Source organism: Thermovirga lienii, assembly GCF_036847465.1.
In the GTDB taxonomy this organism is placed as follows: domain Bacteria; phylum Synergistota; class Synergistia; order Synergistales; family Thermovirgaceae; genus Thermovirga; species Thermovirga lienii.
In genome coordinates this window covers 32,343-58,679 of sequence record NZ_DAITZW010000002.1, presented here as the reverse complement: position 1 = coordinate 58,679, position 26,337 = coordinate 32,343, and the positions used below count along the sequence as shown (strand labels likewise).

The window sequence follows — 26,337 nt, the reverse complement described above, 5'->3', positions numbered from 1 at the left end:
TCAGTTTAAGATATGGTGATGGTTTTTTGGGCCTCCAATATTTGTTCCGTGATTTCGTACATGTTGGAAATGGTTCCCACTTTGATTTTTTCTGTGACTCCAAAATGGTTTGTGCATGTGCCGCATACTAAGATGCGGCAGCCCTTATCTTCAATTTGTGATAGGCTTTCGGAAGTGCTGGATTCAGGCAATGCCAACAGAACCCCTTCGTTCATAAGTGCTATAACCTTTGGAGGGGTGGTCATTTCTGCAATGGTGCCCAAGAATCCCTTCATTAAAACCTCTCCTAGGTCGGTATCGTTTTTACCTAGATGAGCTGTGGTTATGAGAAGGGCTGTGTCTTTAGTTGAAAGTTCTATTTGAACCTCATCATGGGCAGAGCTTTGCTTGGTGTCGGTGTCTTTGGTAAATGTGAGCGTTATCTCTTCGTTGGTTTTATTTTCCTCCATGATATTGAAACCTTGCGTTTCCATGAATCGCTTTACGTTCGTGGCTGAAATTTCGCTGTTGAGAATTACTTGAATGGGATGATGTCCTGCTTCCACTGCTTTTTTTACCATCATGACTGGTTTAGGGCAGGGCTTGTTTCTTGCGTCTATTATATTCATTTTTACGGCCTCCTTCGTAAAAAGTTTATAATAAAACATAGCTTTTGAGGAAACTTATTATAGTATAAGTGACAAGACGCAGATTGATTAAATCGAAATGGTCACAAGAGGTAATTTAGTTAGGAGGATGTAGATATGAAGCCTGAAATAAACAAACTTCTCAGAGAGATACCTTCAATGGATGAACTCCTTGCAAGGTCGTGGGTTGCTCCATATGAGGAGAAATTGGGAAGAAATACGGTAAAATCTGTTTTCGCTGACGTGATAGGCGAATACCGTAAAGAAATTCTTAAAGGAACCAAGAAAGGGATTAACGTACCAGAGCTTGAGAAAGAGGTTATAAAGAGGCTTGAAAGATATAAAAGAAATAGTTTGAGAAGGGTCATAAACGCCACCGGAGTTGTTGTACATACTAACTTGGGCAGGTCATGTCTTTCGGAAGAGGTCATAAAGGCGGTCTCTGAGGTCGCAAGAGGTTATAGTAACCTGGAGTATGATCTTGAAAAAGGGGAAAGGGGTCAGAGGCTGGACCATGTGGAGTGGTTGCTGTGCCAATTAACTGGAGCCGATGGGGCAGTTGTAGTTAACAATAACGCAGGTGCGGTGCTTCTTTGTCTTTCGGCTCTTGCCCAAGGTGGCCAAGCCATAATATCAAGAGGAGAACTGGTGGAAATTGGCGGTTCTTTCAGAATTCCTGAGATAATGGCCCAATCTGGAGTCGAAATGGTAGAGGTTGGTACCACCAATAAGACCCATATCAAGGATTACAGGGAAGCAATAACGGAAAGAACGAAAATGCTTCTAAAGGTCCATCCTTCTAATTTTCGTATAATTGGATTCCAAAGTGTGCCCTCAAGAGAAGAGCTTGCGGAAGTAGCAAAGGAAAATGACCTCGTGTTTATGGAGGACCTTGGAAGCGGTGTGTTGGTGGATTTGAGTGTCTGCGGTCTGAAGGGTGAACCCACTGTGGCAAATTGTGTGCGCTCCAACGTGGATGTTGTAACCTTTTCGGGAGATAAACTTTTGGGAGGACCTCAGGCGGGATGCATAGTGGGTAGAAAACCGCTAATAGATAAAATAAAAAGACATCCTCTTCATAGGGCTCTCAGAATTGATAAAATGACCCTCGCGGCACTGGAAGCTACATTGAGGATATATTTAGAAGGCAGAGCCCATGAAATTCCCACTATAGCTATGCTATGTGCCGATGCCGATACCCTCAAGAAAAAAGCTCTAAGGTTGAAAAGGATGCTCAAAAGAGCTGCAGGTGACTTTTTTGATATAGAAGTTGTGGAGGTTGAGGACGTAGTAGGTGGCGGCGCCTACCCTGCGGACACGCTAAAAGGGTATGCGCTCAGTATAAAATCCAACAAGATAAAAGATAGCGAATTGGTGGAGCTGTTGCGAAAGAAAAAGCCTCCTGTTATTGCCACGACAGCGGGTGGTTTCGTACTTTTGCACGTTCGTACTATACTGAGGAATGAAGAGGGACTTCTTATTGATTGTTTAAAGGAGGTAGCCCATGAGCGTTCCTGAAGGCAGAAATAAAGTTTTTGAATTCCCGATAATACTCGGTACAGCGGGGCATATAGATCATGGTAAAACCACTCTCATAAAGGCCCTTACGGGGGTGGATTGCGATAGATTAGCGGAAGAGAAGAAACGAGGTATAACCATTGAGCTTGGATTCGCTCCTTTAGTGTTACCAGATGGCAGAACTGTAAGTGTCGTTGATGTTCCTGGTCATGAAAAGTTTATAAGGCAAATGGTTGCAGGGGCTGCTGGAATTGATGCTGTCATTTTTGTAGTTGCCGCCGATGAAGGAGTTAAGGCTCAAACAAAGGAACACCTTGAGATACTGCAGCTTCTTGGGGTAAAGGAAGGAATAGTTGTAGTAACTAAATCTGACTTGGTGGATGAAGAGCTCTTGGAGTTAGCGTTGGAAGAGATCAAAGACGAAATAAGGGGAACTTTTTTGGAAGGTAAGCCTATTTTGTGCGTTTCCGCGATCTCTGGTAAGGGGCTTGATGCTCTATTAAAGGAGATTCAGGCTTTGTTAGATCGGGTGAAACCCAAAAGTACAGAGGGCGCTTTTTTCTTGCCCATAGATAGAGCTTTTCAAATAAAAGGTGTTGGTACCGTTGTCACCGGTACTGCTTATCGAGGAACAGTAGATAAAAATACGCAACTGGAAGTCCTGCCATTAGGGAGAGAAGCTTTGGTAAAGTCCATACAAGTCCATGAAAGATCGGTTCCTAAGGCAATAGCAGGACAAAGGGTTGCCATAGGGCTTTCAGGCGTCTCCGTTGATGACTTGAGCCGTGGCGATGTGCTATGCGAAAAGGAAATATTTTTGCCTACCCGGTGTCTTGATGTAAGCCTTGAGCTTTTACCTTCGAATAAAACCCCCTTGCGACACTGGCAAAGGGTGAGACTTCATACGGGCACGTCGGATGTAATTGCCAGGGTTTCATTTTTAGATAGAACCAGCTTGTCGCCTGGAGAAAGATGCTATGCCCAACTTCTAACGGAAGAGGAAATAGTAGCTACAGAAAGACAGCCATTTATTATTCGATTTTACAGCCCCCTTAGGACGATAGGTGGAGGAAAGGTCTTATACCCTTATGGTGAAAAGCCTAGGGGTAAAAAAGGCAGGAGTGAATATATCCATTTTATGTCAAAGATTGATTCATGCACCTTGCCTTCTGAGCTTCTTCTGCTTCACTTGAAAAAGAATAAATGGAGTACAGTAAGGAATTTGTCCATAAAACTGCAGCAAAAACATGACTACACTAAGAATCTGATAGATGTGTTAGCGAAGGAAAAGCGCTTGATTGCCCTGGACGCACCTGATATAGAAGTTTTAGATATTGAGGTTTATGAAGGCTTAAAAGATGAGATTGTGAGAATATTGAAAGAATACCACGAGATGGAGCCAGAGAGTAATGGTTTGCCGTACGAACTGCTCTTTCAGAGAACAAGCTTAAGGTTCCCTCTTAGGGCTGCGAGGAAAATTACAGATAAGCTCATAGAAGAGGGAATCTTAAAAGAGACCTCTGGGAAGGTAAGCATTGTTGATTTTGAACCTGTAAAAGAAGGCAAAATAAACGAACTTGGGGCTCAAATAATGGAGTTTTGCGCGAAGCAGGGCGTCAACATGGCGACTATAGAGGAAATAAAAAAGATTTTTAAAGACAGTCAAGTAGATAGGGCGCTCAGTATGCTGAAGGATACCAATAAAATATTCATAGCATCTGGGGGATATGTCGTTGACGTCAACACATTGAGGAAAGTCATAAATCTTCTTGATGGTCTAGGAGATATCACAGTTGGGTCTGTAAGAGATGCTACAGGAAGCAGCAGAAAATATATACTACCTTTATTGGAGCTTTTGGATTCATTAGGTATAACGAGGAGAGTTCAAGATAAAAGAATATTGAAAAGAAGAGATTTACCATAATTTAATTAAAAAGGGTGGGAATGGTTGCAATTTAACGAATAATATGGTAAAATTCTTATAAATTTGCGGTTTATGGAGTGACTAATATGAGCCCGAGTCTTTCAGCGATAAGAAACAAGGTCAAGTTGTACAAAGGACACAAGGTGCGCTATAAAGCGCTCAAAGGGAGAAGAAAGACAGAGGAGAAGATGGGTGTGATAACCGAGGCGTATCCTCACGTTTTTACCCTATATGTGGAATCACAACACGGTACTGTGTCATTTAGCTATGCAGAGTTGCTTACTAAAGAAGTTGAATTGGAAATATTGCCAGAAAAGAAGCAGTTAATGCAGTTTTAGAGGTTGTGCATCCATTGTTGCCCCGGCATTCAGCCGGGGTTTTCTTTTGGAGGTGTTAGGGTGTTAACTGTGTTTAGCCCTGCCAAGTTGAATTTGACCCTGAGGATCTTGAGCAGAAGGTTGGATGGCTATCATAACCTATGCAGTTGCTTTCTCAGGCTGCCATATTGGGAAAAAATGACCATAATGAAGAAACCCCAGGGGGATAGGCGTGATAGCGTAGAAACTTATGGAGCAACGATAATTGATGATGAAAATATACTTGTGAAAGTCTTGCGGGAATTCAGAGGTAAGGGGTGGAACATACCCAACGTTGAAATAAAGCTGTGGAAGACAACTCCTCCAGGAGCGGGGCTAGGTTCAGGAAGCGGTAACGCTGCAGCTCTCATATCCTGGATAGAGGGTATAACTGGCAAAAAGGCTAAAGTTGAAGAAAAAACAGCTATAGGTGCAGATGTGCCTTTTTTAGCGAGTGGGTATAATTGTGCCATTGTGGGTGGTATAGGTGAAAAAGTGATAGTAGAAAATGTCAACTTTAAATACACTTTTGCTAAGTTGATATTGGTTCCTCGTTGGAGCTGTTCTACTAAAGAGGCGTTTAGGCTGATAGATGAATTAGTTGAATATGAGGGACGCAGGGAAGAAGAAGCCTGTATGGAGGCATTGGATATGGTGAGCGCCTTGAATTTGGGTGAAAAAATAGGACTTTTGCCAAATGATTTTAGTAGTATGCTTATTAAAGCCCATTCTGGTTACGAATTGTTTTTTGAGTGTTTTGAGAGATACGGAGCCCTTGCTTGGGGGATAAGTGGCAGCGGTAGCAGTTGTTTTGCCCTGTTCAAAGAACCTTCTAGCGCATTTTTGTCTGCGGAAGAGCTCGAGGGGTTCGATGAGATTGGGACAATTATAGTAATGGAGTGAGGCGGATGAAAGCGGAGAGAATAGAGCGATTGATAAGAATCGTAACAGGATTTCTGTTGAACCCAAGCGATTCTGTTTCGTTGACGAACATGGCAAGACAATTTGGTGTATCTAAGACAGTGATAAGCGACGATATTTCCATGATAGATGCCTCTCTGGAAAAAGAAGGCATAGGCAGGGTGAATGTGAGCAAGGGAAGAGGCGGAGGAGCCTTTCTTAAGCCTTCCTTGCGTCAAGATATAAGATACGAATGGTTGGAAGAAATAGCTAATTTGTTGGAAGATCAGGGGAGACTTCTTCCTGGATCCTTGGTTTACTATAGCGATGTTCTTTTTAACCCCAAATATGCTTCCAGATTGGGACATATACTTGCCTCTGATTTCTCTGAGTCTGAGGCTGATATAGTGATGACTTCCGAGGTTAAAGGGATACCTCTTGCTATTTTTACAGCCTTCCATTTGGGTCTTCCACTGGCTGTGTGTAGATTTAGGAACAGAGCAAGTGATGGTCCTGCAGTTTCCGTACACTATCAAGCTGCAAGAGGAGAGATAAGAACTATGTTCATGGGAACTCGAAACCTGCCTAGGGGAAGTCGAGTATTGATAATAGATGATTTCATGCGAGGTGGAAGCACCGTCTCAGGTATGATGGCTGTAGCGAAGGAGTTTGGAGCCACTCCTGTGGGCGTTGGAGTGTTTATGGTTTCTTCCGAACCAGCAGAGAAAGCGGTCGATAATTACAAAGCTCTGCTGCGAATGGAAAAAGAAAGCGACGGAGCCGTAAAAATTTCTGTAGAAAAATCAATATAGGGGTTTGACTAAAAGCCTAACGTGCGCTAGAATTGCCCCTCGGGAGGAGGTGACCGACTCCGTGAAAGTTCACCTAAACGAGGAAGAGTGTATTGGATGCGGAGTTTGCGCTCAGATATGCCCTGAGGTCTTCGAGCTGAACGAAGATGCTGGTAAGGCAAAAGTTATACGACCAGAAGGAGCGGAATGTGCGCAAGAGGCTGCAGATAGTTGTCCGGTCAGCTGCATTGAGGTTAGCGAATAATAGCTAAGGAGGGCCCATAGCTCAATTGGCAGAGCCACCGGCTCATAACCGGAAGGTTCCTGGTTCGAGTCCAGGTGGGCCCACCACTATAGAGAGTTGCTGAAGCCACCCCCTGAGGGTGGCTTCAGTTATTAGAGGAGGTGTAAGAGTATGAGTTCCATAACTATAGGAGAAGTACTGAAAGCCATAGATTCTTTTTCTCCTTTCGTTTATGCCTATGATTGGGACAACTGTGGCCTCATAATAGGTTCTCCAGAGCAGAAGGTTGAAAAAATAGCAGTATCTCTGGACCTTAACATGAAAAGTTTGGAAATAGCGGTAGAGAAAAGATGCGATTGTATAGTTACCCATCACCCTTTATTATTTAATCCAATCAAGCAAATAGACCTTTCATCTCATGTGGGTAAGATCATAGATAAGGTTATAAAAACTGGCATTAATGTGATAGCAGCTCACACTAACTGGGACGTTTCGCCTGAGGGTGGAAATAGATTTTTGGCTTCCAAATTAGGACTTGCAAAAGTGGAGCCCATCTCGCTGGCAAGGCATGGCTTGCCAGCTCCATCTTGGGATGGTGTGTTGGGTAGACTGGAAGTTCCCTTGGATTTGGAGGCTTTTGCAGAAGATGTTAAAAGAAAGGGTAAATTCTCTTGGGTCAAGTACTATGGACGTACATCAAAAGTGACGACGGTGGCTTTATGTGAAGGTTCTGGCGGAGATTTGTGGAAAGAGGCCCTTAAAGCTGGAGCTTGTGTTTTTGTTACAGCTGAGCTGAAACATCATCAAGTGCAAGAGGCCCTGGAGGCTGGCTTATCCTTGATAGAGGTAAGTCACGCACAGATGGAGGACTTGACTATGGAGGCTCTTGCAGAAAAAATAAAAGGAACCACGGGATTAGATGTGGTATTGATATCAGGTTCCTTTGAAGAGTGCAAACTGATATAAAGGCACGTAAACACGTTCATAATAATGCTCAATAATATTAAGAGGTGAAAAAGATGGGTAAGAGAATATTCAGCGGTATGAGACCTACAGGCAGATTGCACCTTGGGCATTTGGCTGGAGCATTGACCAATTGGGTCAAGTTGCAGGATGATAATGAATGTTTTTACTGCATAGTGGACTGGCATGCCTTGATGTCAGATTATGCAGATAGTTCAAAAATAAAATCCAATTGCAAAGAGGTTTTCCTGGATTGGCTTGCAGCCGGACTGGATCCCGAAAAGGCTACAATTTTTATTCAATCTCATGTGCCATATCATACGGAGTTACATTTGGCACTGTCCATGGTTACACCTTTGGGATGGTTGGAGAGGAACCCCACGTATAAAGATCAAATACTGAACATCCAAAACAAGGATCTGAGCACCTATGCCTTTTTGGGCTACCCTGTATTGATGGCAGCTGATATATTGCTGTACAAAGGAGAAGCGGTTCCGGTTGGAGAAGACCAGACTGCACACTTGGAGCTTACCAGGGAAATAGCTAGGAGGTTCAATAACTTCTATGGGGATATTTTCCCTGAACCGGAAGGTTTGTTCACAGAGACCCCAAAAGTCCCTGGAACAGATGGGAGAAAAATGAGCAAATCTTACGGAAATTCCATAGATATAGCTGATGAGCCGGAGGTCATATGGGAGAAACTTCGAACCATGATGACCGACCCGGCAAGGGAGAGAAGAAAAGACCCAGGAGATCCTGCCAAGTGCCCGGTTTGGGATCTACACAAAGTATTTAACAAAAATGCTGCGGAAAAAGAAAGCCTCGCGGAAGGTTGCCGTACAGCGGGCATAGGCTGTGTAGAGTGCAAAAAGTCCCTCTATGGCCATGTCATGACTTTGCTCGAGCCAATTCAACAAAGGAGGGCCTATTACGAAACACATGGCGATGAGGTAACAGATATTTTGCGTGAGGGGGCCAAGGTCGCGAAAGAAGTGGCGGCCAAGACTATGAGCGAAGTGGTAGAAGCGATAGGTTTTGTGGAAAGATAATAAAAAACATCGGAGTGGACCAACTTGTCCAGCAGAGACATATTACAAGTTGAGATAGGGGACTTTGCAGGTCCCCTTGATCTTCTTTGTCACCTGGTTGAGAACAGACAAATACAAGCTTCCTCTATTAGAGTCAGTGATCTTATCGATATCTACGCTAGGTATCTTGTGGAGATTAAGGATGTACCTTTGGGCAAAGTGGCGCAGATTTTCATTCTTGTTTCCAAAATACTTTTAATGAAAATAAGAGCTTTATTCCCTGATAAGAAAACCCAAGAAGAGACAACAGAACAAGAGGAAAAGCTAGAAGACATCGAGTTGGATGACGTTTTGCGGCAGTACAAGCCTTACAGACTGGCTGCTAGATATTTGTGGGAGCTAAAGGAGATAGAGGATAGGTGCTATGGTAGACCGTTTTTTGACAAGCCCTTGAACGACGATCCGATGATATACTTGGTCGGAGACCTTTATGCCCTTTCTGTTTTGTGGTTCAGACTTTACAGAGATAGAATAAGCCGTCAACGACAGAAAGATAAGAGCGTTATCTCGAGCGCTCCTATTGTTTTTGAAACTGTACCAGAAGAGGTGCAGGTGGAAAGAAAAATCAAGGAGTTAAAAGAAATACTAAAGGTGAGGCATAAAACCGAACTTGGTGAGCTGGTGGAAAAATCTAAAGGTAAGGCAGAAGTGATAATTACGTTGCTTGCGTTACTAGAGATGTGCAGGTTAGGGTTGATAAAAATCAGCCAAGAACGACACTTTGATACCTTGATAATATGGAGGGAGCCCGGTGCTTTCCATTGTGGCCCAATCGATTGAAGTTTTGCTCTTCGTGTCTTTTGAGCCCTTGTCAGAAGAGAAATTGGCGGAAGTTATAGGAGTATCTCAAAAGTCCATAAAAGAATCTATTTTGGAACTTGCAGACCATTATGAAAAGTTTCATGGCTTGAGGCTTCGCAAAGTGTCGGGAGGTTGGAAGATATTCACGGCTCCAAATTTATCCGAAGTAGTAGAGGCCCTTTCCAACAAGGAGACTCATAGTCGACTTAAACTTAGCAAGGCGGCCATGGAGACGCTGGCTGTAGTGGCTTTCAGTCAACCTGTCACAAGGGCAGAAATAGAGGAAATAAGAGGAGTAAGATGTGATAAGGTATTGGAAACCTTACTCAGTAATGGGCTGATAAGGGTTGCTGGAAGGAAGAAAGGCACAGGCACTCCTCTTTTGTATAGAACAACTGACAAGTTCTTGGAAATATTTGGCTTAAGCGCCATAAGCGACCTGCCTACTCTAGATGAGATTCAGGAGATGTATTCCAGCGAAGACAATGAAGGACAGAATGAGGGAACAGAGAAACATGGACATGGAAGCCAATAAACTTCGATTGAACCGTTATCTTGCCCTTTGCGGATTGGGATCAAGGCGAAGTGTTGAAGAGCTCATAAGGACAGGGCGAGTAAAGATAAACGGCAAATTGGCGCAATCGTTTCATGTAAAGGTTGATAGTGATGATTGTGTTGAAGTCGATGGAAATAGAGTAAGGCCTTTAAACTTTGTGTACCTTGTCTTCCATAAACCTCCTGGGTATGTGTGCGCGGTTAAGGATAGGCATAATGCAACTATTTTTTCTCTTTTGCCTGGTAAGTATAATGATTTAGGGCTATTTCCAGTGGGAAGGCTGGATAAGATGTCAGAGGGACTTTTAATTTTGACGAATGATGGGGAATTGTCCTTCAATTTAACACACCCTAGTAGTAGAATAGTCAAAACATATGAAGTTTTGATGGATAGGCCTCTGCGCGACTCAGATATCATGAGGTTGAAAAGAGGTGCCATAGTGGAGGGCCTTCATGTAGCTCCGATCGATGTGACCATATTGGAAAGGCCTCCGTATGGTCGTTGGGTTAAAATACGTTTGGGAGAGGGCAGAAAAAGAGAAATTAGGGTCATGGCTTTGGAAGCTAAACTTAAAGTCATTAGGCTTATAAGAAGAGCCATAGGTAAAATGATCCTGAAAGAGCTTTCTCCCGGGGCTTACAAGGAAGTTACGTTAAAGGACCTGATGTATCTTATAAGATCAGGTGGATTTGTATAGGAGGATAAGGTCTGAGAGAATGTGCAATGAAAAAGAGGGGAAATTTGTGATTATAACCATTGACGGGCCAGCTGGAGCGGGAAAGAGTACTGTAGCAAAGAAAGTGGCTCATACCTTAGGATATGAGTACTTGGATACTGGAGCTTTATATCGTGCTATCGCCTTGTATCTTAGGGACAAGAAAGTTCCTCCAGTTGAGTCAGACGAGATGAGAACTGCTTTATCCAACGTGGATATACACTTTGAGAAGGAAAGAATATACCTGGATGGGCGAGACGTTTCGGCAGAGATAAGGACAGTCGAAATAGAGACGATAGTCTCATCTTATGCAAAACTGAGTATGGTGAGGGAGAAACTGTTGGAAATTCAGAGAAAACTAGGATCGTTAGGCAACATAGTTGCTGATGGCAGAGATATGGGAACAGTTGTTTTCCCGGAGGCGATCCTCAAAATCTACCTTAATGCGGAGTTGAAGGAAAGGGCTAAAAGGCGCTGGAACGACATAAAAGCTAGTGGGAGAGACCTATCTTTAGAGGAAGTAGAAGTCCAGCTCAAGAAAAGGGATGAGGAGGACAGTAAAAGGAAACATTCGCCCCTCCGTGTGCCTGATGGGGCGTTTGTAATAGATAGCACGGATCTGACTGCCGATCAAATAGCAGAAAGAGTTGTAGAGTTAGCGGAAAATGTTATTAAATCCAGAGGAGATTGCAGATGAGTTTTGGCGATAAGTTTTTGTATTGGACAGCATGGATTTTTTGCAGAGGTGTCCTTTCCTTATATAACAGGTTGACTGTGATAGGTTTGAAACGAGCCCTTGCAACCGAGGGCCCTGTCATCGTTGCTGCTAACCATTGCAGCAACTTGGATCCTGTTGTCGTAGGGTGTTCTTACCCCAAGAAGCTGCGTTATTTGGCTAAATCTAGCTTATTTAAGGTCCCCATTCTTGGTACCCTGATTAGATGGCTAGGTGCGATTCCAGCGAAGAGAGAAGATGCTCAAGGGGCAGCTTCGGCCCTAAAGCAGTTGATAGGTCTTTTGGAGTCTGGAGAGAACGTGCTAGTTTTTCCCGAAGGCAGTCGATCTTTGGATGGAAAGCTGCAACCCTTAGAGGAAGGGGTAGCCATGCTGTCTATTAAAACGGATGCCCCTATTATCCCAGTATGGGTTCATGGAAGTTTCAACGCTCTGCCTAAACACGCCAAAATGTACAAGCCGTGCAAGATAGTCGTCAATTTTGGAGAAGCCATACATCTTGAGGATTTCAAGGACAAAACAGCTTCTGCTAAAGAGCTAAGAAAGATGATCACCGAAGAGCTTGCTAGGAGGCTTTTAGTTCTCAAGGAAGAAATAGAAACTTGCTAGATCCTATTTTTTGGATTCGGCTACGGAAGGGGCGATTTTTTTGTTTCGCAGCATGACAGGCTTTGGAAGATCTGAGGTGGTTTATGATTGGGGGACTGTAGTAGTCGAAGTTTCCAGTGTCAATCATAGATACAGTGAAATATCTGTTAGGCTACCTAAAGAATTGGCGAGGTTGGAACCTCAGATAATCTCCATCGTGAAAGCCAATTCAAGCAGAGGCAAAATAACTGTTAGACTAGATGTTCGCTGGTCTGCACAGTACAGTGTTCCAACCATCAATAAAAATGTCCTTGAAGGATACATAAGGGACCTAGAGGAAATATCCGAAACGTTCTCCTTGGGATGTGATATAAGACTAGAGCATCTTTTGACGCTTCCTGGGGTTTTGGAACCCCCTTTACAGAATAAAGAAACAATATTTGAGGATGTGGCTAAAGCACTAACTGGGCAGGTCGAATCAGCCCTTGTAAATTGGAATGAAATGCGGGAAGTCGAAGGCTCCCATCTTTTAGGGGATGTGTTGAAATATGTGCAAGAGTTGGAGAAGAGGCTGGTTAATATAGCCAGAACGTGGGATTTTGTAAAAGAGAAAGCTCTTGCTGACTTCAGAGAAAGGATTGAAACTATTTTGGCTCAGCAGGGGGTGGAGGCGGACGAATCTAGAATAATCCAGGAGATAGTCATCTTGAGTGACAAGTGGGATATCTCTGAGGAGCTGGATCGGTTGGATAGTCATATGAAGAAATTAAGGGAACTTTTATATGAAAAGGCCTTTGTGTCTGGCAAAAAAATAGACTTTCTGCTCCAGGAGATCAATAGAGAAATTAATACCATTGGTTCAAAAGCAAGTGACTCGGATATAAGATGGGAAATAGTCGAAGCTAAGGCTTCCATAGAGAGTATGCGGGAACAAATTCAGAACGTGGAGTGATGAGCCTTGAAGAATAAATTGCTACACATAGGTTTTGGAAACATGGTAGTTGCAGATAGGATCGTTTCGATAATTCACCCCAATTCTGCCCCTATAAGAAGATTGAAGGACGAGGCTAGATCTCAAGGAAGACTGATAGATGCCACAGAGGGCAGAAAAACGCGAGCGATCATAATAACCGACAGCAATCACGTTGTTTTGTCAGCGCTCCAACCTGAAACGATAACTATGCGCTTTGAAGGAGAAGGGAAGGAAGATGGAGAATAAAAGAGGCGTCCTTTTCGTCATTTCTGGTCCCAGTGGAGTTGGCAAAGGGACTTTGCGCAAAGAGCTTTTTAAACGCATGGAGGGATTGACATATTCGGTTTCTTGTACTACAAGACAACCTCGAGAAGGTGAGCGGGACGGAGTAGATTATAGATTCATAGATATGGAAACCTTTATGAACTATGTAAAGGAAAATAAGTTTTTGGAGTGGGCCAAAGTTCACGGTAATTACTACGGAACCTTGGAGTCTGATGTGCGCAAGCTATTGGATGAAGGGCATGATATAGTGCTGGAAATCGATGTTCAAGGGGCCCTTCAAGTTAAGAACAAGATGCCCGAAGCGGTTCTCATTTTCATCATGCCTCCAAGTGAGGAGGAGTTGATTAAACGTCTAGACCGCAGGGGAACTGAAAATGACAGAGAGTTAGAAGAAAGGATCAAAAATGCAAAAAAAGAGATTCTGGAGTCAAAGAAATACGATTTCATAGTCGTTAATGATGACCTAAAGAAGGCAGTAGAAGAGCTGGAAAAAATATTTGAAAACGTAAAAAATAAAATGCGAAAGAATTAATCATAAAGAGGGGGAAAGTCAGACTATGATGTCTCGAGGTGAAAGCGAAAATAAGGAAATGAACAAATATTTGGCAGCGATGGTTGTAGCCAAAAGAGCGAGGCAGATAAGTGAAGACAAGGGAGCCAGGTTGTTTGAAGCTGGATGGGCCAACCCCGTATTGGCAGCTTTGGATGAGTTCGTTAAGGGTAAGCTAGATTATATCCTTCCTGCCTCAAAGAGAGACTAAAAGGGCGGAGCTTAAATAAATTTGTAGGTATCAACAGACAGGGAGAGGAGGGGCAGCCAATGGAGGTAGCTTCGTGGAAAGAGAAAAAGACCTTGATTTTAGGAATTACGGGAGCAATTGCAGCTTATAAAGCTGCGGATATAGTCAGAGAATTTGTAAAAAAAGAGTGGAAGGTACATGTCATGATGACAGAAGGAGCAGAGAGCTTTGTGGCCCCTCTTACGTTTTCCGTCCTCTCCGGGAACAAAGTGTTCCTGGAGAAAGATTTTCTCTCTGATGAAAGGGGTTGGGAGATACCTCATATAACCCTTTCAGGTGCTGCGGATGTTATAGCCATTGCTCCTTGTTCTGCTTCAATGTTACACAAACTTGCTTATGGAGACGCTTCGAGTCTTGTATCTGCGACAGTTCTTGCCTCCCAATCCCCGGTAGTTGTTTTTCCTTCAATGAACAGTAATATGTGGGACAACAAAGCTACACAAAAAAATGTTGAGATATGTAAAGATTTAGGTTACGTAGTGGTAGAACCAGAAAAGGGCAGACTTGCTTGTGGGTATGAGGGCAAGGGAAGGTTGCCTTCCATAGGTGTGATAGTAGACGAAATATTGAAAGCGGCGTGCCCTGTGAAAAATCTACTTGGTAAGAAGGTGCTAGTAACGGCAGGACCGACTTATGAATACATTGATCCAGTGAGGTACATAGGAAACCCCAGCTCGGGCAAGATGGGATTTGCAATCGCCAGGGAGGCCTGGTATAGGGGTGCAGATGTAACCGTAATATGTGGTCCAGTAGCGGAACCTTATCCTCATGGTGTAGATGTAGTACCTGTGGTATCTGCCGAAGAAATGTGTGAAGCTACGCTGGCTAGGGCGGAAGAAGCAGATATTATCGTTAAGGCGGCAGCAGTTGGTGATTACCGAGTTAAAGAGAAGCAGCTGCAAAAAATCAAGCGAGAAGGCAAAGAGACTCTTTCTATTGAGTTGATATCAAATAGGGATATAGCAGCGGAGCTAGGTAAGAGAAAGAAAAAGGGGCAGATAATTGTAGGTTTTGCAGCTGAAACTAACGAACCCATCGAAAATGCCAGGAAAAAGCTGAAAAACAAGAATTTAGATATGATAGTGCTTAACGATATTACAGCGCCCAACGCTGGATTTGCGTCCGATACCAACAGTGTAACCTTACTGACACCAGATGAGACTTTATTGGAAATATCAACTTCTAAAAGCATTGTGGCAGAGAAGATATGGGATGTCATATACGAGAGATTCCTGTGCAGCAAATGATGGAAGTTTTTTGCGATGTCTTTCTTCCCTCTCCCTGGTGGCATCCTCTTACGTACAAGGGTAAAGCCGGAATAAGAAAGGGACAAAGGGTGATAGTCCCTTTGGGTAAAGGCCATAGGGTAGGTATAGTATGGGAGGCAAAAGCACAAAAATTTGACTCAGAAAGAATTGAAATCAAAGAAATAGCAAGCGTTGTCGATAGCGTACCATCTATACCAGAAGAGCTTCTAGATTCTATAGGCAAGGCTGCCAGATTTTTCTATTGTGGACCAGGTGAGTTGTTTAAGGTTGCCTTTCCAACCCAGTTCTTGAAAGGAACGGCTGTCAAAGAGGTTGATTTCAGAAAAGACTTCTCCAAAAGGAGAAGTCTAAATTTCTCTTATATTGTTCCTGATGAAAGAAGGATGCAGTTTTATAAGCAAACTCTGCTGCAAGATGGCCTTTCGTCTATAATAATATTCCCCGAAAGACGGAAGGCTGAAATTTTCTGGGAGAGCCTAGAAGGAAAGCTTAGGGAGAGGGGAACCTTATGGTTACCAGGTAATGCAAAGAAAAAATGGGAAAAATGGGAGCAAATTAGACAAGGAGAGATCAAATTTGCAGTAGGAACTGGGGTTGCTGTGTTTTTGCCCTTCCCAAACCTCGGAAGGATCATAGTTGACGATGAAAGTAACCCCGTCTACATGAATGCAAGGTATCCATATCTACACGTAAGGACTTTTGCAGGAATACGCTCACAGATGGCTGGTGCCGAGTTGATTCTAGGTGGAAACTTTCCTTCTTCTAGAGTGTTTAAATTGGCGGAACCTGAGTGCCATGAGAGGCCAGACAAGAGGCTTATTATGGTGGATACGAAGGCAGCGCGGAAGTTTGGTGTAAAAGGTGTTGCATTCCCCTTGGCTATTAGCGACTTAATACTGAAAAAAACCCAAGAAGTAACTAATAAAGCAGGCGCGGCCTTATGGATCCTTGATAGATTGGGTTATGCTAATGCTGTTGTATGTTCCGAGTGTGACCACAAACCTATGTGTAAAAAATGTGGTGCCCCATTGAGGTGGGAAGAGTCTAAGTCAGCTTTGATATGTCCTTTTTGCAAGGAAGCCCAAGACAAACCCACAATTTGCCCCAGGTGTGGAGCACCTATGCTCATCGGAGATAAGCCTGGTGCCGAGGCCGCTTTGGATATTGCTAAATCTCTTTTGGGCAGTTCTGATAAAATACACTTCTGGCATGGAGGAATTGAAAGGGAAAGGTCTTCCTTAAAGAAGATAGTATCTACTCTCAAAAAAGAGGGTGGAATAGTAGTTGGTTCTAGAAAAGCATTAGAAGTATGTGATGAAATTCCTGTTCAATTGGTGTGTTGGCTTGATGTCGACATAGAGAACGCAAGGCCTTTATACGATGCTCGATTTAGAGCGATAAAAATGCTATGGGATTCCCTTTGGTGTGGGAAGCATGCTGAAGAAAGGACGGTAATTTTACAAAGCAAACAGCCAGGTAGAGGTTGGCAAAAGGGCCTGAAAGCAGGTTGGAACATTTTTTGGAAAAATGAGTTGCAGGAAAGAAAAGACCTTGAACTTCCGCCGTGGATCTACCTTTTGGAGGTAAATGGCAAACCCGAAACGAAGACAAAGATGCTAAATGAAGCCATAAGGCTGGGTATTGAGTACATGGATCCGGAGCCAGATACGGGCAAGTTTTGGATAAAAGCTAAGAAGGAATATCAATTGGAACAGTTAAGAGAGGCTTGGATTCCTTTCTTTCATGTTTCAAGATCTTATAAAGGTTATCCTAAAATAAGAGTATGGATGGATTGAAAGAGAGCAGGTGATGTAAATGGCGATCGTGACAATAGTGGGGAGACCTAATGTAGGTAAATCTTCATTGTTCAATCGCATAATTGGGCGGAGACATGCAATAGTTGATGACCAACCGGGGGTTACAAGAGACAGGATTTATTCCGAAACAGAGTGGAAGGGTAAAAAATTCTATGTAGTGGATACTGGTGGCGTATCCGGGCAGGATGCAGACTTTGATAGCTCCATATATGAGCAGGTCAAGTGCGCTGTAGAAGAGAGCGATGTGTTGTTGTTGGTTTTAGATACCAAAGCAGGTGTTACCCCTCTTGACGAAGAAATAGCTCTTCAAATGCGCAAGACGAGGAAGCCAATAATAGTTGTTGGTAATAAGGTTGACGACACGGTCCACGAAGACAGGCTAAACGAACTCTATGCTCTTGGATTTGATCACGTCATAGGAGTTAGCGCCGAACACGGAAGGAACATAGATGAGCTAATGGACAAAATATGGGACTTCTTGCCTGATGAAGCAGATCAGCAAGAAAAAGAAGCAAACGACGATGTAATAAGCTTGGCACTTGTAGGTAGGCCAAATGTGGGAAAGTCAAGCCTCTTGAACTATTTGTGCAAGGAAAAAAGATCATTAGTCAGCGATATACCTGGTACGACCAGGGACTCTATAGACACCCTTGTCGAAATAAATGGTGTAAGCTTTAGGATCATAGATACAGCGGGATTGCGACGTAAATCAAGAGTGGACAGTAGAGTGGAGTTTTATTCGACGGTTCGCACGTTTCAAGCTGTTGATAGATGTGATGTGGCTGTGATAATGATGGAAGATTCAGCCATCTGTACGGACCAAGATAAAAAAATAGCCAATCATGTAATTGAGAGGGGTAAAGGACTCATCCTGGTCGTCAATAAGTGGGATAAAATGCCCAAGGACCATAAAATAGGTGACAGGGTTATAAAGAAAATCCGAGAAGAGATGGCATTTTGTGATTTCGCTCCTATACTGTTTACATCTGTAAAGACAGGAAGAGGTATATCCAAGCTACCTGATTTAGTTTTGAAGGTGAAAGAGAATAGGGGAAGAACCCTTAGTGATGACAAGTTGTTTGCCTTACTTCACGACGTTTTGGCCTTTGAACGATTGCCGAGCAGCTCAAAGGGGAAGAGGTTAGAAATTCGCAAGTGTAAGCAAATAGGAATAAATCCTCCAAAATTTTGCTTTTTTGTAAACGATCCGACTATAGTTAATCAATCGTTTACTAGATATATAGTTCGTATTTTAAGAAAGATGGATGATTTTGAAGGAACACCTATAAGAATCGCATGGAATAAAGGATAAAACCTCCTGTATGCTTGACGTAATCAAGCTGTGATGTTAATAATAAATACTAGTTAAAAGCTCTTATTCAAAATTGAGGGGAGTGGCTAAGAGTGACAAAAACGGAACTGGTAAGTGCGGTGGCAAAAAGCGCAGGAATCACTAAAAAGCAGGCTGCGGAAGCGGTGAACACAATTTTTGAAACCATAGGAGAGGCTCTTGCCAAGGGAGATAAGGTTCAGCTAGTAGGATTTGGGACCTTCGAGGTTAGAACCAGGGCAGCCAGGACAGGGCGCAATCCCCAGGACCCATCGAAGGTCATTGAGATTCCAAGTAAGAAGGTTCCAGCTTTCAGGCCTGGAAAGGCTCTCAAGGATAAGGTTCAATAGCATTTATATGGGCGCATAAGCGCATTTTTTAAAAGCCTATAAGGTTCAACCTTTATAAGAGCACGGAGATAGAATCAAGGGTAATATCTCCGTGCTCTTTCGTGCAAGGACGTCCACTGTTGAATCGAAAGTTCTTCGGCTCTTACTGTAGGCTTCATTCCAAGTTCTTCTATCATGGCGGATGCAGTTTCTTTCGTTAGAAGATTACTTGAAACTAAGTTGTTTAGCAGAGTCTTTCGTCTCTTATGGAAAGCGGCTTTCAGCAATTTTTTCCATGTGGGATTTTGGGCTAGGAAATCCTGTTCAATGAGCTCTATTTTTATTATTGCGGAATCCACTTTAGGTTTAGGGCGAAATACATTTGGGGATACCCTTTTCAGTATGCACACCTGCCCCATTTTTTCTAGCGTTATGCCTAGAGGACACCGATCTTTACTATTAGCGCTTGCTGCCAATCTTTCTGCTACCTCTTTTTGTATCATAAGGATCATGAAGTTCAATCCCATAGGAGCAGCATCTTCTAATAGCTTCCAGATAAGAGGGGTAGTAATGTGATAAGGAATGTTAGCTATAAGTTTGTTAGGATAAGGCCTTAGATGTTCTATGTCTCGGTAATTGAACTTTAACGCGTCTTTCCAGAAGATTTGGAGCTTCTCGTTGTTTTCTTCAAGGGGTAATAAGATGTCTTTAAGCCTTTCATCCAGCTCAATGGCATATACCTTTTTTGCCGGAGATTGTATAAGTGCAGTGGTAAGAATGCCCTTTCCAGGTCCAATCTCTAATATAGAGTCCATTGATGTTATGTTGGATGCTTCACATATAGTTTGTACTATATTTTTATCGATTAGAAAGTTTTGTCCTATATTAGTGTTCGCCTTATGATTCCATACTCTCTCTTTCACCTGTGGTCTCCCGTTTCTTAGTCTTTAGGTTTTTTGTTCATAAACAAAAAGCGGGAGAAATATAATATCTCCCGCTTTGGTCTCTGGTCGGGACGAGAGGATTTGAACCTCCGACCCCTTGACCCCCAGTCAAGTGCGCTTACCAGACTGCGCTACGTCCCGTCAGCGACGAGTATTGTATCCTTGTTTTTGGTGTTGGTCAAGAGTTATCTTTAAAATATCTTCGTTTGATTTCTTTTTATGCCTATTTGGGTTCCCAAGTTTCTTTGCAGCGCTCCAGAACGTACGCCCATTTTTCTTCTACTTCCTGTTGAAGCTGTTCCACTACAGGCTTCCATGCATCTCCCTTGAACAGGTGCCTGAACCTTCCTTGTGGCTTTAGGAACTCCTCAACGGGGACAAAGCTTCTTGGCTTGTATGATAGCTTCCACTCTCCGTTTATTACCTCATAGATTGGCCATATCCTCGTGTCGGCTGCTAGTTTGCAAATATCTCTCTGCATGGCTGGCTCTATCCTCCAGAAGAGGACGCAGGGAACCAATATGTTCACGAAAGATGGTCCAGGAGTTTCTATAGCTTTTTTGACTTTTTCGATCACATCTTGAGGGTTGTGCAACGTCGTTTGTGCTACGTAGGGAATATGATGTGCAGCCATTATATCGGTTAAATCCTTAGCGCGTTGTACCTTGCCAGGTATTTTCTTTCCTGCAGGTGCAGTGGTGGAGCTAGCACCTGTTGGAGTAGCGCTGCTTCTTTGTGCTCCCGTGTTCATGTAGGCCTGGTTGTTGTAGCAAATATAGGTGAAGTCATGTCCTCGCTCAGCTGCTCCAGACAAAGCCTGAAGACCAATATCGTAAGTTCCACCGTCTCCGCCAAATGCTACAAACTTTATATCCTTGTTTATTTTGCCTTTTTTCTTCAATGCAACATAAGCGGCCTCTATGCCAGAAATGTTGGCGCCTGCGTTCTCAAAAGCACAATGTAGGAAGGGAGCATTCCAAGCGTTGTATGGATAAATAGTAGTGGAGACTTCCAAACATCCCGTGGCGCAGGTAATAACAACCGGCTTATCTACCGCCAAAAGGCCTTGGCGAACTGCTGTTGGTGCTCCACATCCAGGGCACATTCTGTGCCCCCTTGTCATAGGTGTATCTTTGGTAGTGAAATCTTTTAGTCTAACAGCCATAGCTGTAGCACCTCCTGATTATTCCCTCAGTCCGAGGTAGCGTTCCTCTGGGCTAAAATCGCCGTTGATCATGTCCATAAACGCCTTTTCGGCATCATGGACGAAGAAATCTCTTCCACCTAGGCCATAAACGTAGCTGTTGGTGGGAACTAGCGTTCCACTGTCGTACAGGGCTCCTTTTACTTCAGTAAACAGAGGTGCGCCAGCTCCTATGCTCACAGCCCGGTCTAAAACTGCTATGCCTTTCTTTCCTTTTAAGGTTTCTGCTATATCCTGCCACGGGAAAGGCCTGAACATTCTGACCCTCAAGCACCCCACCTTGTGGCCTTCTGCCCTCAATTTGTCGACAGCTTCTTTTACGGCGCCTGTTGCGGAGGACATTATGACCGCTACATACTCCGCGTCTTCCGTCTTGTATGCTTCTATGACCGGGTATTTCCGTCCAGTAAGTTTGAAGAACTCCTCTGATACTTCTTCATATACCTTTCTTACGTTTTTCATTGCTTCGATTTGCTGGCGCTTGATTTCGAAATAATAATCTGTCAGGGCCAAAGAACCGTAGGCTACAGGGTTGTCTACGTCAAGCAATGGGAACAAAGGATCTCTTTCCCCGATGAAGTTTTTAACCTCTTCATCCTCAAGAAACTCAATGGGCTCAAAGCAGTGGCTTGTTATGAATCCATCCTGGCAGACGAAAACGGGAAGAAGTACGTCTTTGTGCTCTGCAATTCTTACACCCATTATCAATGAGTCATAAACTTCCTGGGCATCCTCGCAGTAGAGATGTATCCAGCCCATGTCTCTTTCAGCCATACTGTCGCTGTGATCGCAGTGGATGTTTATGGGGGCCCCAATGCTTCTGTTCACTAATGCAAAGACTATAGGTGCTCTATAAGAAGCAGCAATTGGGAATATTTCATGCATTAGTGCTACGCCGTTGGCGCTGGATGCGGTCATTACTCTTGCGCCTGAAATGGAAGCCGCCAAGCATGCGCTTATGGCTGAGTGTTCACTTTCAACAGTTACAAGATTGGTGTCCACCAAGCCATCAGCTACAAACTCAGAGAACTTCATGGGTATATCTGTGGATGGTGTAATTGGATAAGCGGCTACGACATCGGGGTTTATTTGTCTCATGGCCTCCGCTGCAGCCCAGTTGCCACTTGTTATATCTTTACGTGCCATCTTTTACTCACTTCCTTTCTGTGCTGCGTTATATAAAGTCTGATTCGGGACGCATCTCGATGGCGTCCTTGGGGCAGACCTTTGCACAGACTCCGCAGCCCTTACAGTAGAAATAGTCTACGCCAGTAACTTTTCCTTCTTCGTTTGCTTTTATCGACCTGTCAGGGCATTGGATCCAGCATTGGAGGCAGTGTATGCACTTGCTTTCATCCCATACGGGCCGAATGCTCCTCCATTGCCCTGTTTCAACCTGCTCAGCTGTAGCGGCCGGGACTACTGTTGCTGGAGGCAGATCTTTCCATCCTTTGAGTTTCATCCTATTTGCACCTCCTCGTAACCTCTTTTTATGGCTCTCAAATTAGCCTCGAGGACCTTCTCTGGTAGTTTGGCCATTTTGTGTTTGAAATGGTTCAGGAACATATCGATGGGTATTTCTTCAAAGAGCCTGGCCAACGCTCCAAGTATCGGTGCGTTTGGTCTGTTTTGCCCGAATTCTTCCAAGGTGATCTTGGTGGCATCAACGGTAAGGACTTTGCTTTTTTCGGATAATTTAAGCTTTTGCTTTATTTCTTCGGGTTTTTTGGGGGTGTTTACTACGTAAACAGTATCTTCCTTTGCACCTTCAGTGGGGTTTGATGCATCAAGCAATGTGGGGTCGATAACTACCACTATGTCAGGATTGAGTACCCCTGATCTGACACGTATTTTTTCGTCAGATATGCGGTTATACGCTTTCATTGGTGCGCCTTGGCGCTCTGCTCCATACTCGGGGAAGGCCTGGGTGTATTTGCCCGCCTCAAACAGCACTTCCGACAGAAGGGCAGAGCCAGTCTTTGCTCCTTGGCCGCCTCTACCGTGCCATCTTATTTCTAAAACCTTTGACATCTACATATCGCCTCCTTGGGTTTTCTGCAATATACCCACAGTTTTCGCTTTTGCTGCTTAGAAAGTCCCTAGCATGTATAATGTGGCAGAGAATGCAATGAACTCCTTCGTAGTTTAAGTGCATGCAATGATGTATACAAGAATGAAACTTCTGATTCGCTATAATGTATATTGTATGGAGAAAGCTGTATTAGTCAAGTTATTTATGGCGGGTCTTATTCGGTGCGCCTCGGGGAAACCAAAGCGGAATGAGTAAGGGAGGAAGTGTATTTATGTTGTTAGGTAACTTTGTTCTTTTAGATCCGTATTGTGATGTTCCAAATATATTGGAAAATAATCAAGCCAAGAAAACAATAGTGGAAATTGGTTTCGGCAACGGCGAGTTTTTGGCTTTTCTGGCAAAAAAATATCAGGACTCTGTATGTTTTGGTATAGAGGTTTCCAAGAAATGCATACAGAAAGCGTCAAAAAGACTGGTTGGTTATGAACAAAGAGTCTTTTTGATGTTAGGGGATGCCAAGTTTTTGTTGAGGGAGTGTTTCCCCGACGAAAGCATAGATCATATATATATGAATTTTCCGTGCCCGTGGCCTAAGACAAAACATGAAAAAAGAAGGGTTACGTCTGGAGGTTTTCCAAAGGTTTTAGCATCAGTTTTAAAGACGGGTGGAGTTTTTGAGGTCGTGACCGACGATGAAAACTATGCCTTAGAGATTGAGGATATCTTTTCTAACTACAGTACTTTTGACTGTTTGTGTCATAATTTGAATGAACCGAGAGAAATATCTACCAAATATGAGAGAAAGTGGAAGGAAGAAGGTAAGGTTATACATACGTTGCGTTTTGTGAAAACTAAAAAAGACACGTTAATTAGAATGACAGAGGAGGGTAATGATGTGCACGCCATAGTCAAGCTGGATAATCTTACTCGAGAGAGTTTCGATAAAATAAGGGGAGTAAAAGGAGCTAGAGATGCTTCTCGGTGGTGCTTCGGTGATTGTTATGAAAGCGAGAATCGTATCCTTTTGCTGGAGGTTGTTGTAAGTGACGAGGATTTTCACCAGCAAATTTACTTTCGGCTCGTACCGAGAAAAGAGGATTGGCTCATAAAGGTCGATCCAGCGGTTAAAGCTTTTGCAACTCCAGCGGTAAAAGGTGCTTTGGAGCATCTTCGCAGGTTCTTGGAGGAAAATGGTGGCTAATCGTTGAAAATGGTCTAAAGAGATTGGACACGGAATCAGGTTTGATATGTTTAGTTGGAAGAAAATGACTGAAGAGAACTTTGGGCGCGTATTATGAAGAATATGAATGTAAGGCCAACATCTGAAAAGGTTATACAGGGAATGTTCAATATAATGGGCTCCTCTGTTTGGGGCGCTGCTTTTCTGGATTTGTTTGCAGGTACTGGACGTGTCTCCAAGGAGGCCCTTAGGCGTGGAGCAGAGAGAGTCTGTTTAGTTGAAAATCACAAATTTGCTTTAAGGAAACTCAGAGAAGATTTGCATACCCAAAGAAACTTGAATGTTGATATCATTGGTATGGACGTTAGAAGAGCCCTTCAAAAGCTTGCTAAGGAAGGTGAGGTATTCGACATTATTTTCGCTGACCCCCCGTATGGTAAGGGCTGGCCAAAGCTCTTAGTTGGGGAGCTAGCTTTCCTTCTGAGCAAGCTGTTAAAAAGTGAAGGAGTTTTAGTGCTAGAGCATTCTTGTAGAGAGGATATTCCTCCATCAAACCAGTACCTTGCTTTGGCAAGCACGAGACAGTATGGGGAGACTTGTATATCTTTTTACAGAAAGAACGGGGTGATGGGCCAATGACCATCAAGGCTATGTATCCGGGATCTTTTGATCCCATAACGAACGGCCATATTTACATTGCCGAAAGGGCGGCAGCAATTTTTGATGAATTGGTCGTAGGGGTATTGATAAATAAAAACAAAAAGTATACGTTCAGCATAGAAGAAAGAGAGTCTATGACTCGAGAGGCATTGAGCCATTTACCCAACGTCAAGGTAAAATCATTCGATGGTTTGCTTGTAGATTTTATGAGAGCGGAAAGGAGCCGCGTAATTATTAGAGGGCTCAGGGCACTCTCAGATTTTGAGTATGAGTTTCAGCTAGCCCTGATGAACAGGCAGCTTGCTCCCGAAATAGAGACGTTCTTTATAGTAACGGACGCGAAATATTCTTATTTATCGAGCAGGGTGGTAAAAGAGGTATTTCACTTTGGGGGCTCCATAAAGGATATGGTTCCCCCTGGAGTGTTTAGACGGTTAAGAGAGAGATTCCCCCCGAAGGATGTCATTCAGGGAGTATGACGGGAGGGCAGTCTTTTTCTTTGAGGTTTCCTTGTTTGGGGATGCAGGTCTCCCATAGTTCGGAAGATGTGTGCTCGAAGTCTGCTACGAATTTGGAATAGTCGTCCTCGAAATGTCTTGGCCTAAAGACTACGGGCAAGGTGGCTGTGTGGCGCATTTTACGCAGTAGAGCCTTGCCTTTCTCATTCATCCCAAGGACTCGAAGATAGGGTACACCATTCTTTTGTGTTTTCATGTATTCTTCTCGTTTGAACCCTAGAAGTACATGGGCCAGCTGTCTTTGTATCCTACTTTTGGGATACCTTTTGCTGGTGCATATTTGTACCATTCCCTCAAAGCTTCTTGCCTGTCTGGCGGCTTGATATATAAGGTTTTCTGCTCCCTCTGATATGTCTGAAAAATCTAGCAATTCTTTTGGTGAGGTTCTTACAATTACAGCTCGCAGAATTCTCCAGTAGTGTTCGTAGGTATTGAAGCATCTACCTTTTTCTAGTTCTCTGGATATTATGTCCGAGCTAAAGTTGGGAAGCATTTTCAATATATGTTTTTCCCCTCTATATAGGGAAGCCCTTATTGCAGATGCGCTTGCGAGTGGCGTTGTTTTTCTACTGTGATAATGTTCTCCTTTTCTCTGTATGGGCAAGACCACCAAAGGATATTTCTTTTCTAAAATGTGCTTCATATAGTTTAGGGCCAATATATTGTTTGGGTTTCTTACGGCATGGTAGGAGCCTGGTAAGGTTTTTTCGAAGGCTTCTGCCATGGATTCCACGAAGGAAAATCCTTCATTTAATTTCTTCCGGAGGGCAACTTTGAAAGGTTGCGGTTCTTCTAATAAAATTTCTGCTAGCTTTCTCAAGTCAATTTGAGGATCTTCCATGCCGAAGGATATGTGGGTGACCAAGCCTGTTTTCCACAGAACGTCCACGCCTGAAGATGCAAATATGCCGGCATTTTGGCAGGAGAAAGCAGATGGAATCTCTATGACAAGATCTGCTCCTGCCTTCAAAGCAGCCTCAGCCCGACTCCATTTATCTATAAAAGAAGGTTCTCCCCTTTGTACAAAATGGGAGGAAAGAGCTATTATTAATGCGTTTGCAGAAGATTGGCGCATGGCTTCTTGAATATGGTATAAATGACCATTATGAAGAGGGTTGTATTCTGCTATTATGCCCAAAATAGTGTTATTATCCATGAGTTACTCCTTTCTACTTGTTGGAGCGGCTGCAGG

At 43.4% G+C, this 26,337-nt stretch carries 31 protein-coding genes and 2 tRNA genes; 25 read left to right on the top strand and 8 right to left on the bottom strand.

Going from position 1 to position 26,337, the window contains the following annotated elements; translation table 11 throughout:
- Positions 1 to 5: 5 nt before the first annotated feature.
- Positions 6 to 608, bottom strand: a complete 603-nt coding sequence (yedF, locus tag V7Z69_RS01505) for a sulfurtransferase-like selenium metabolism protein YedF (RefSeq protein WP_014163291.1) — start codon at positions 606 to 608, stop codon at positions 6 to 8.
- A 135-nt stretch (positions 609 to 743) separates the two neighbouring features.
- On the opposite strand from yedF, the gene selA reads away from it, so the two are divergent.
- The 22 genes from selA (at position 744) to V7Z69_RS01395 (ending at position 18,628) form a co-directional block, all read left to right on the top strand.
- Positions 744 to 2,144, top strand: coding sequence for an L-seryl-tRNA(Sec) selenium transferase (gene selA, locus V7Z69_RS01500; protein ID WP_014163290.1), 1,401 nt, complete (start codon positions 744 to 746; stop codon positions 2,142 to 2,144).
- Positions 2,131 to 4,068, top strand: coding sequence for a selenocysteine-specific translation elongation factor (gene selB, locus V7Z69_RS01495; protein ID WP_014163289.1), 1,938 nt, complete (start codon positions 2,131 to 2,133; stop codon positions 4,066 to 4,068). Before selA ends, selB begins: the two co-directional genes overlap by 14 nt.
- Before the next feature lie 86 nt (positions 4,069 to 4,154).
- Entirely contained in the window at positions 4,155 to 4,406 is a 252-nt protein-coding gene (locus V7Z69_RS01490) for a Veg family protein (protein ID WP_014163288.1), read from the top strand.
- A 60-nt stretch (positions 4,407 to 4,466) separates the two neighbouring features.
- Positions 4,467 to 5,327 carry a 4-(cytidine 5'-diphospho)-2-C-methyl-D-erythritol kinase gene (locus tag V7Z69_RS01485; RefSeq protein ID WP_334138176.1) on the top strand — a complete coding sequence of 287 codons (861 nt, stop codon included), beginning with the start codon at positions 4,467 to 4,469 and terminating at the stop codon, positions 5,325 to 5,327.
- A gap of 5 nt (positions 5,328 to 5,332) precedes the next feature.
- Positions 5,333 to 6,136 carry a phosphoribosyltransferase family protein gene (locus tag V7Z69_RS01480; RefSeq protein ID WP_014163286.1) on the top strand — a complete coding sequence of 268 codons (804 nt, stop codon included), beginning with the start codon at positions 5,333 to 5,335 and terminating at the stop codon, positions 6,134 to 6,136.
- 61 nt (positions 6,137 to 6,197) lie between these two features.
- Positions 6,198 to 6,380 carry a ferredoxin gene (locus V7Z69_RS01475; RefSeq protein ID WP_014163285.1) on the top strand — a complete coding sequence of 61 codons (183 nt, stop codon included), beginning with the start codon at positions 6,198 to 6,200 and terminating at the stop codon, positions 6,378 to 6,380.
- 10 nt (positions 6,381 to 6,390) lie between these two features.
- Positions 6,391 to 6,466, top strand: a tRNA-Ile gene (locus V7Z69_RS01470).
- A 64-nt stretch (positions 6,467 to 6,530) separates the two neighbouring features.
- On the top strand, positions 6,531 to 7,325 hold the full coding sequence (locus V7Z69_RS01465; protein ID WP_334138175.1) for a Nif3-like dinuclear metal center hexameric protein: 795 nt from the start codon (positions 6,531 to 6,533) through the stop codon (positions 7,323 to 7,325).
- 53 nt (positions 7,326 to 7,378) lie between these two features.
- Complete coding sequence (gene trpS, locus V7Z69_RS01460; protein WP_014163283.1) at positions 7,379 to 8,371, top strand: tryptophan--tRNA ligase; 993 nt, start codon at positions 7,379 to 7,381, stop codon at positions 8,369 to 8,371.
- A 24-nt stretch (positions 8,372 to 8,395) separates the two neighbouring features.
- Positions 8,396 to 9,190 carry a segregation and condensation protein A gene (locus V7Z69_RS01455; RefSeq protein WP_334138174.1) on the top strand — a complete coding sequence of 265 codons (795 nt, stop codon included), beginning with the start codon at positions 8,396 to 8,398 and terminating at the stop codon, positions 9,188 to 9,190.
- Entirely contained in the window at positions 9,162 to 9,746 is a 585-nt protein-coding gene (gene scpB, locus V7Z69_RS01450; RefSeq protein WP_014163281.1) for an SMC-Scp complex subunit ScpB, read from the top strand. Before V7Z69_RS01455 ends, scpB begins: the two co-directional genes overlap by 29 nt.
- Complete coding sequence (locus V7Z69_RS01445; RefSeq protein WP_334138172.1) at positions 9,697 to 10,464, top strand: pseudouridine synthase; 768 nt, start codon at positions 9,697 to 9,699, stop codon at positions 10,462 to 10,464. The genes scpB and V7Z69_RS01445 overlap by 50 nt, the downstream gene beginning before the upstream one ends.
- A 46-nt stretch (positions 10,465 to 10,510) precedes the next feature.
- Positions 10,511 to 11,179 carry a (d)CMP kinase gene (gene cmk, locus V7Z69_RS01440; protein WP_244406307.1) on the top strand — a complete coding sequence of 223 codons (669 nt, stop codon included), beginning with the start codon at positions 10,511 to 10,513 and terminating at the stop codon, positions 11,177 to 11,179.
- A complete protein-coding gene (locus tag V7Z69_RS01435; protein ID WP_014163278.1) occupies positions 11,176 to 11,826 on the top strand; it encodes a lysophospholipid acyltransferase family protein in 651 nt (216 codons plus the stop codon). The genes cmk and V7Z69_RS01435 overlap by 4 nt, the downstream gene beginning before the upstream one ends.
- Positions 11,827 to 11,866: 40 nt before the next feature.
- On the top strand, positions 11,867 to 12,757 hold the full coding sequence (locus V7Z69_RS01430) for a YicC/YloC family endoribonuclease (RefSeq protein ID WP_052299881.1): 891 nt from the start codon (positions 11,867 to 11,869) through the stop codon (positions 12,755 to 12,757).
- A 6-nt stretch (positions 12,758 to 12,763) separates the two neighbouring features.
- Positions 12,764 to 13,024 (top strand): DUF370 domain-containing protein, encoded by a 261-nt coding sequence (locus tag V7Z69_RS01425; RefSeq protein WP_014163276.1) that lies wholly within the window; start codon positions 12,764 to 12,766, stop codon positions 13,022 to 13,024.
- A complete protein-coding gene (gmk, locus tag V7Z69_RS01420; RefSeq protein ID WP_014163275.1) occupies positions 13,014 to 13,595 on the top strand; it encodes a guanylate kinase in 582 nt (193 codons plus the stop codon). Before V7Z69_RS01425 ends, gmk begins: the two co-directional genes overlap by 11 nt.
- A gap of 25 nt (positions 13,596 to 13,620) precedes the next feature.
- Positions 13,621 to 13,824, top strand: a complete 204-nt coding sequence (locus V7Z69_RS01415; protein ID WP_014163274.1) for a DNA-directed RNA polymerase subunit omega — start codon at positions 13,621 to 13,623, stop codon at positions 13,822 to 13,824.
- Positions 13,825 to 13,883: 59 nt separating this feature from the next.
- Positions 13,884 to 15,110: a bifunctional phosphopantothenoylcysteine decarboxylase/phosphopantothenate--cysteine ligase CoaBC gene (gene coaBC / locus V7Z69_RS01410; protein ID WP_014163273.1), complete on the top strand. Its 1,227-nt coding sequence runs from the start codon at positions 13,884 to 13,886 to the stop codon at positions 15,108 to 15,110.
- Complete coding sequence (locus tag V7Z69_RS01405; RefSeq protein ID WP_334138218.1) at positions 15,107 to 16,927, top strand: primosomal protein N' family DNA-binding protein; 1,821 nt, start codon at positions 15,107 to 15,109, stop codon at positions 16,925 to 16,927. The genes coaBC and V7Z69_RS01405 overlap by 4 nt, the downstream gene beginning before the upstream one ends.
- A gap of 19 nt (positions 16,928 to 16,946) precedes the next feature.
- A complete protein-coding gene (der, locus tag V7Z69_RS01400; RefSeq protein WP_014163271.1) occupies positions 16,947 to 18,260 on the top strand; it encodes a ribosome biogenesis GTPase Der in 1,314 nt (437 codons plus the stop codon).
- A gap of 92 nt (positions 18,261 to 18,352) precedes the next feature.
- Positions 18,353 to 18,628, top strand: a complete 276-nt coding sequence (locus V7Z69_RS01395; RefSeq protein WP_014163270.1) for an HU family DNA-binding protein — start codon at positions 18,353 to 18,355, stop codon at positions 18,626 to 18,628.
- A 74-nt stretch (positions 18,629 to 18,702) separates the two neighbouring features.
- On the opposite strand, the gene rsmA is transcribed toward V7Z69_RS01395, so the two are convergent.
- The 6 genes from rsmA to V7Z69_RS01365 all read right to left on the bottom strand — a co-directional run bounded on the left by rsmA (position 18,703) and on the right by V7Z69_RS01365 (position 22,786).
- Positions 18,703 to 19,530 (bottom strand): 16S rRNA (adenine(1518)-N(6)/adenine(1519)-N(6))-dimethyltransferase RsmA, encoded by an 828-nt coding sequence (rsmA, locus tag V7Z69_RS01390; protein ID WP_014163269.1) that lies wholly within the window; start codon positions 19,528 to 19,530, stop codon positions 18,703 to 18,705.
- An 84-nt stretch (positions 19,531 to 19,614) separates the two neighbouring features.
- Positions 19,615 to 19,692: transfer RNA gene (locus V7Z69_RS01385), tRNA-Pro, on the bottom strand.
- A gap of 82 nt (positions 19,693 to 19,774) precedes the next feature.
- Complete coding sequence (locus V7Z69_RS01380) at positions 19,775 to 20,716, bottom strand: thiamine pyrophosphate-dependent enzyme (protein WP_014163268.1); 942 nt, start codon at positions 20,714 to 20,716, stop codon at positions 19,775 to 19,777.
- An 18-nt stretch (positions 20,717 to 20,734) separates the two neighbouring features.
- Positions 20,735 to 21,901, bottom strand: a complete 1,167-nt coding sequence (gene porA, locus V7Z69_RS01375; protein WP_014163267.1) for a 2-ketoisovalerate ferredoxin oxidoreductase subunit alpha — start codon at positions 21,899 to 21,901, stop codon at positions 20,735 to 20,737.
- A gap of 28 nt (positions 21,902 to 21,929) precedes the next feature.
- A complete protein-coding gene (locus tag V7Z69_RS01370) occupies positions 21,930 to 22,217 on the bottom strand; it encodes a 4Fe-4S binding protein (protein WP_014163266.1) in 288 nt (95 codons plus the stop codon).
- On the bottom strand, positions 22,214 to 22,786 hold the full coding sequence (locus tag V7Z69_RS01365) for a 2-oxoacid:acceptor oxidoreductase family protein (protein WP_014163265.1): 573 nt from the start codon (positions 22,784 to 22,786) through the stop codon (positions 22,214 to 22,216). The genes V7Z69_RS01370 and V7Z69_RS01365 overlap by 4 nt, the downstream gene beginning before the upstream one ends.
- Positions 22,787 to 23,058: 272 nt before the next feature.
- On the opposite strand from V7Z69_RS01365, the gene trmB reads away from it, so the two are divergent.
- From trmB to coaD, 3 genes are all read left to right on the top strand, one after another.
- A complete protein-coding gene (gene trmB, locus V7Z69_RS01360) occupies positions 23,059 to 23,988 on the top strand; it encodes a tRNA (guanosine(46)-N7)-methyltransferase TrmB (RefSeq protein ID WP_014163264.1) in 930 nt (309 codons plus the stop codon).
- 93 nt (positions 23,989 to 24,081) lie between these two features.
- Positions 24,082 to 24,606, top strand: coding sequence for an RsmD family RNA methyltransferase (locus V7Z69_RS01355; protein ID WP_014163263.1), 525 nt, complete (start codon positions 24,082 to 24,084; stop codon positions 24,604 to 24,606).
- A complete protein-coding gene (gene coaD / locus V7Z69_RS01350) occupies positions 24,603 to 25,106 on the top strand; it encodes a pantetheine-phosphate adenylyltransferase (RefSeq protein ID WP_014163262.1) in 504 nt (167 codons plus the stop codon). Before V7Z69_RS01355 ends, coaD begins: the two co-directional genes overlap by 4 nt.
- On the opposite strand, the gene V7Z69_RS01345 is transcribed toward coaD, so the two are convergent.
- Positions 25,090 to 26,301: a tRNA(Met) cytidine acetate ligase gene (locus V7Z69_RS01345; RefSeq protein ID WP_014163261.1), complete on the bottom strand. Its 1,212-nt coding sequence runs from the start codon at positions 26,299 to 26,301 to the stop codon at positions 25,090 to 25,092. The two genes, coaD and V7Z69_RS01345, sit on opposite strands and share 17 nt — an antisense overlap.
- Positions 26,302 to 26,337: the final 36 nt, after the last annotated feature.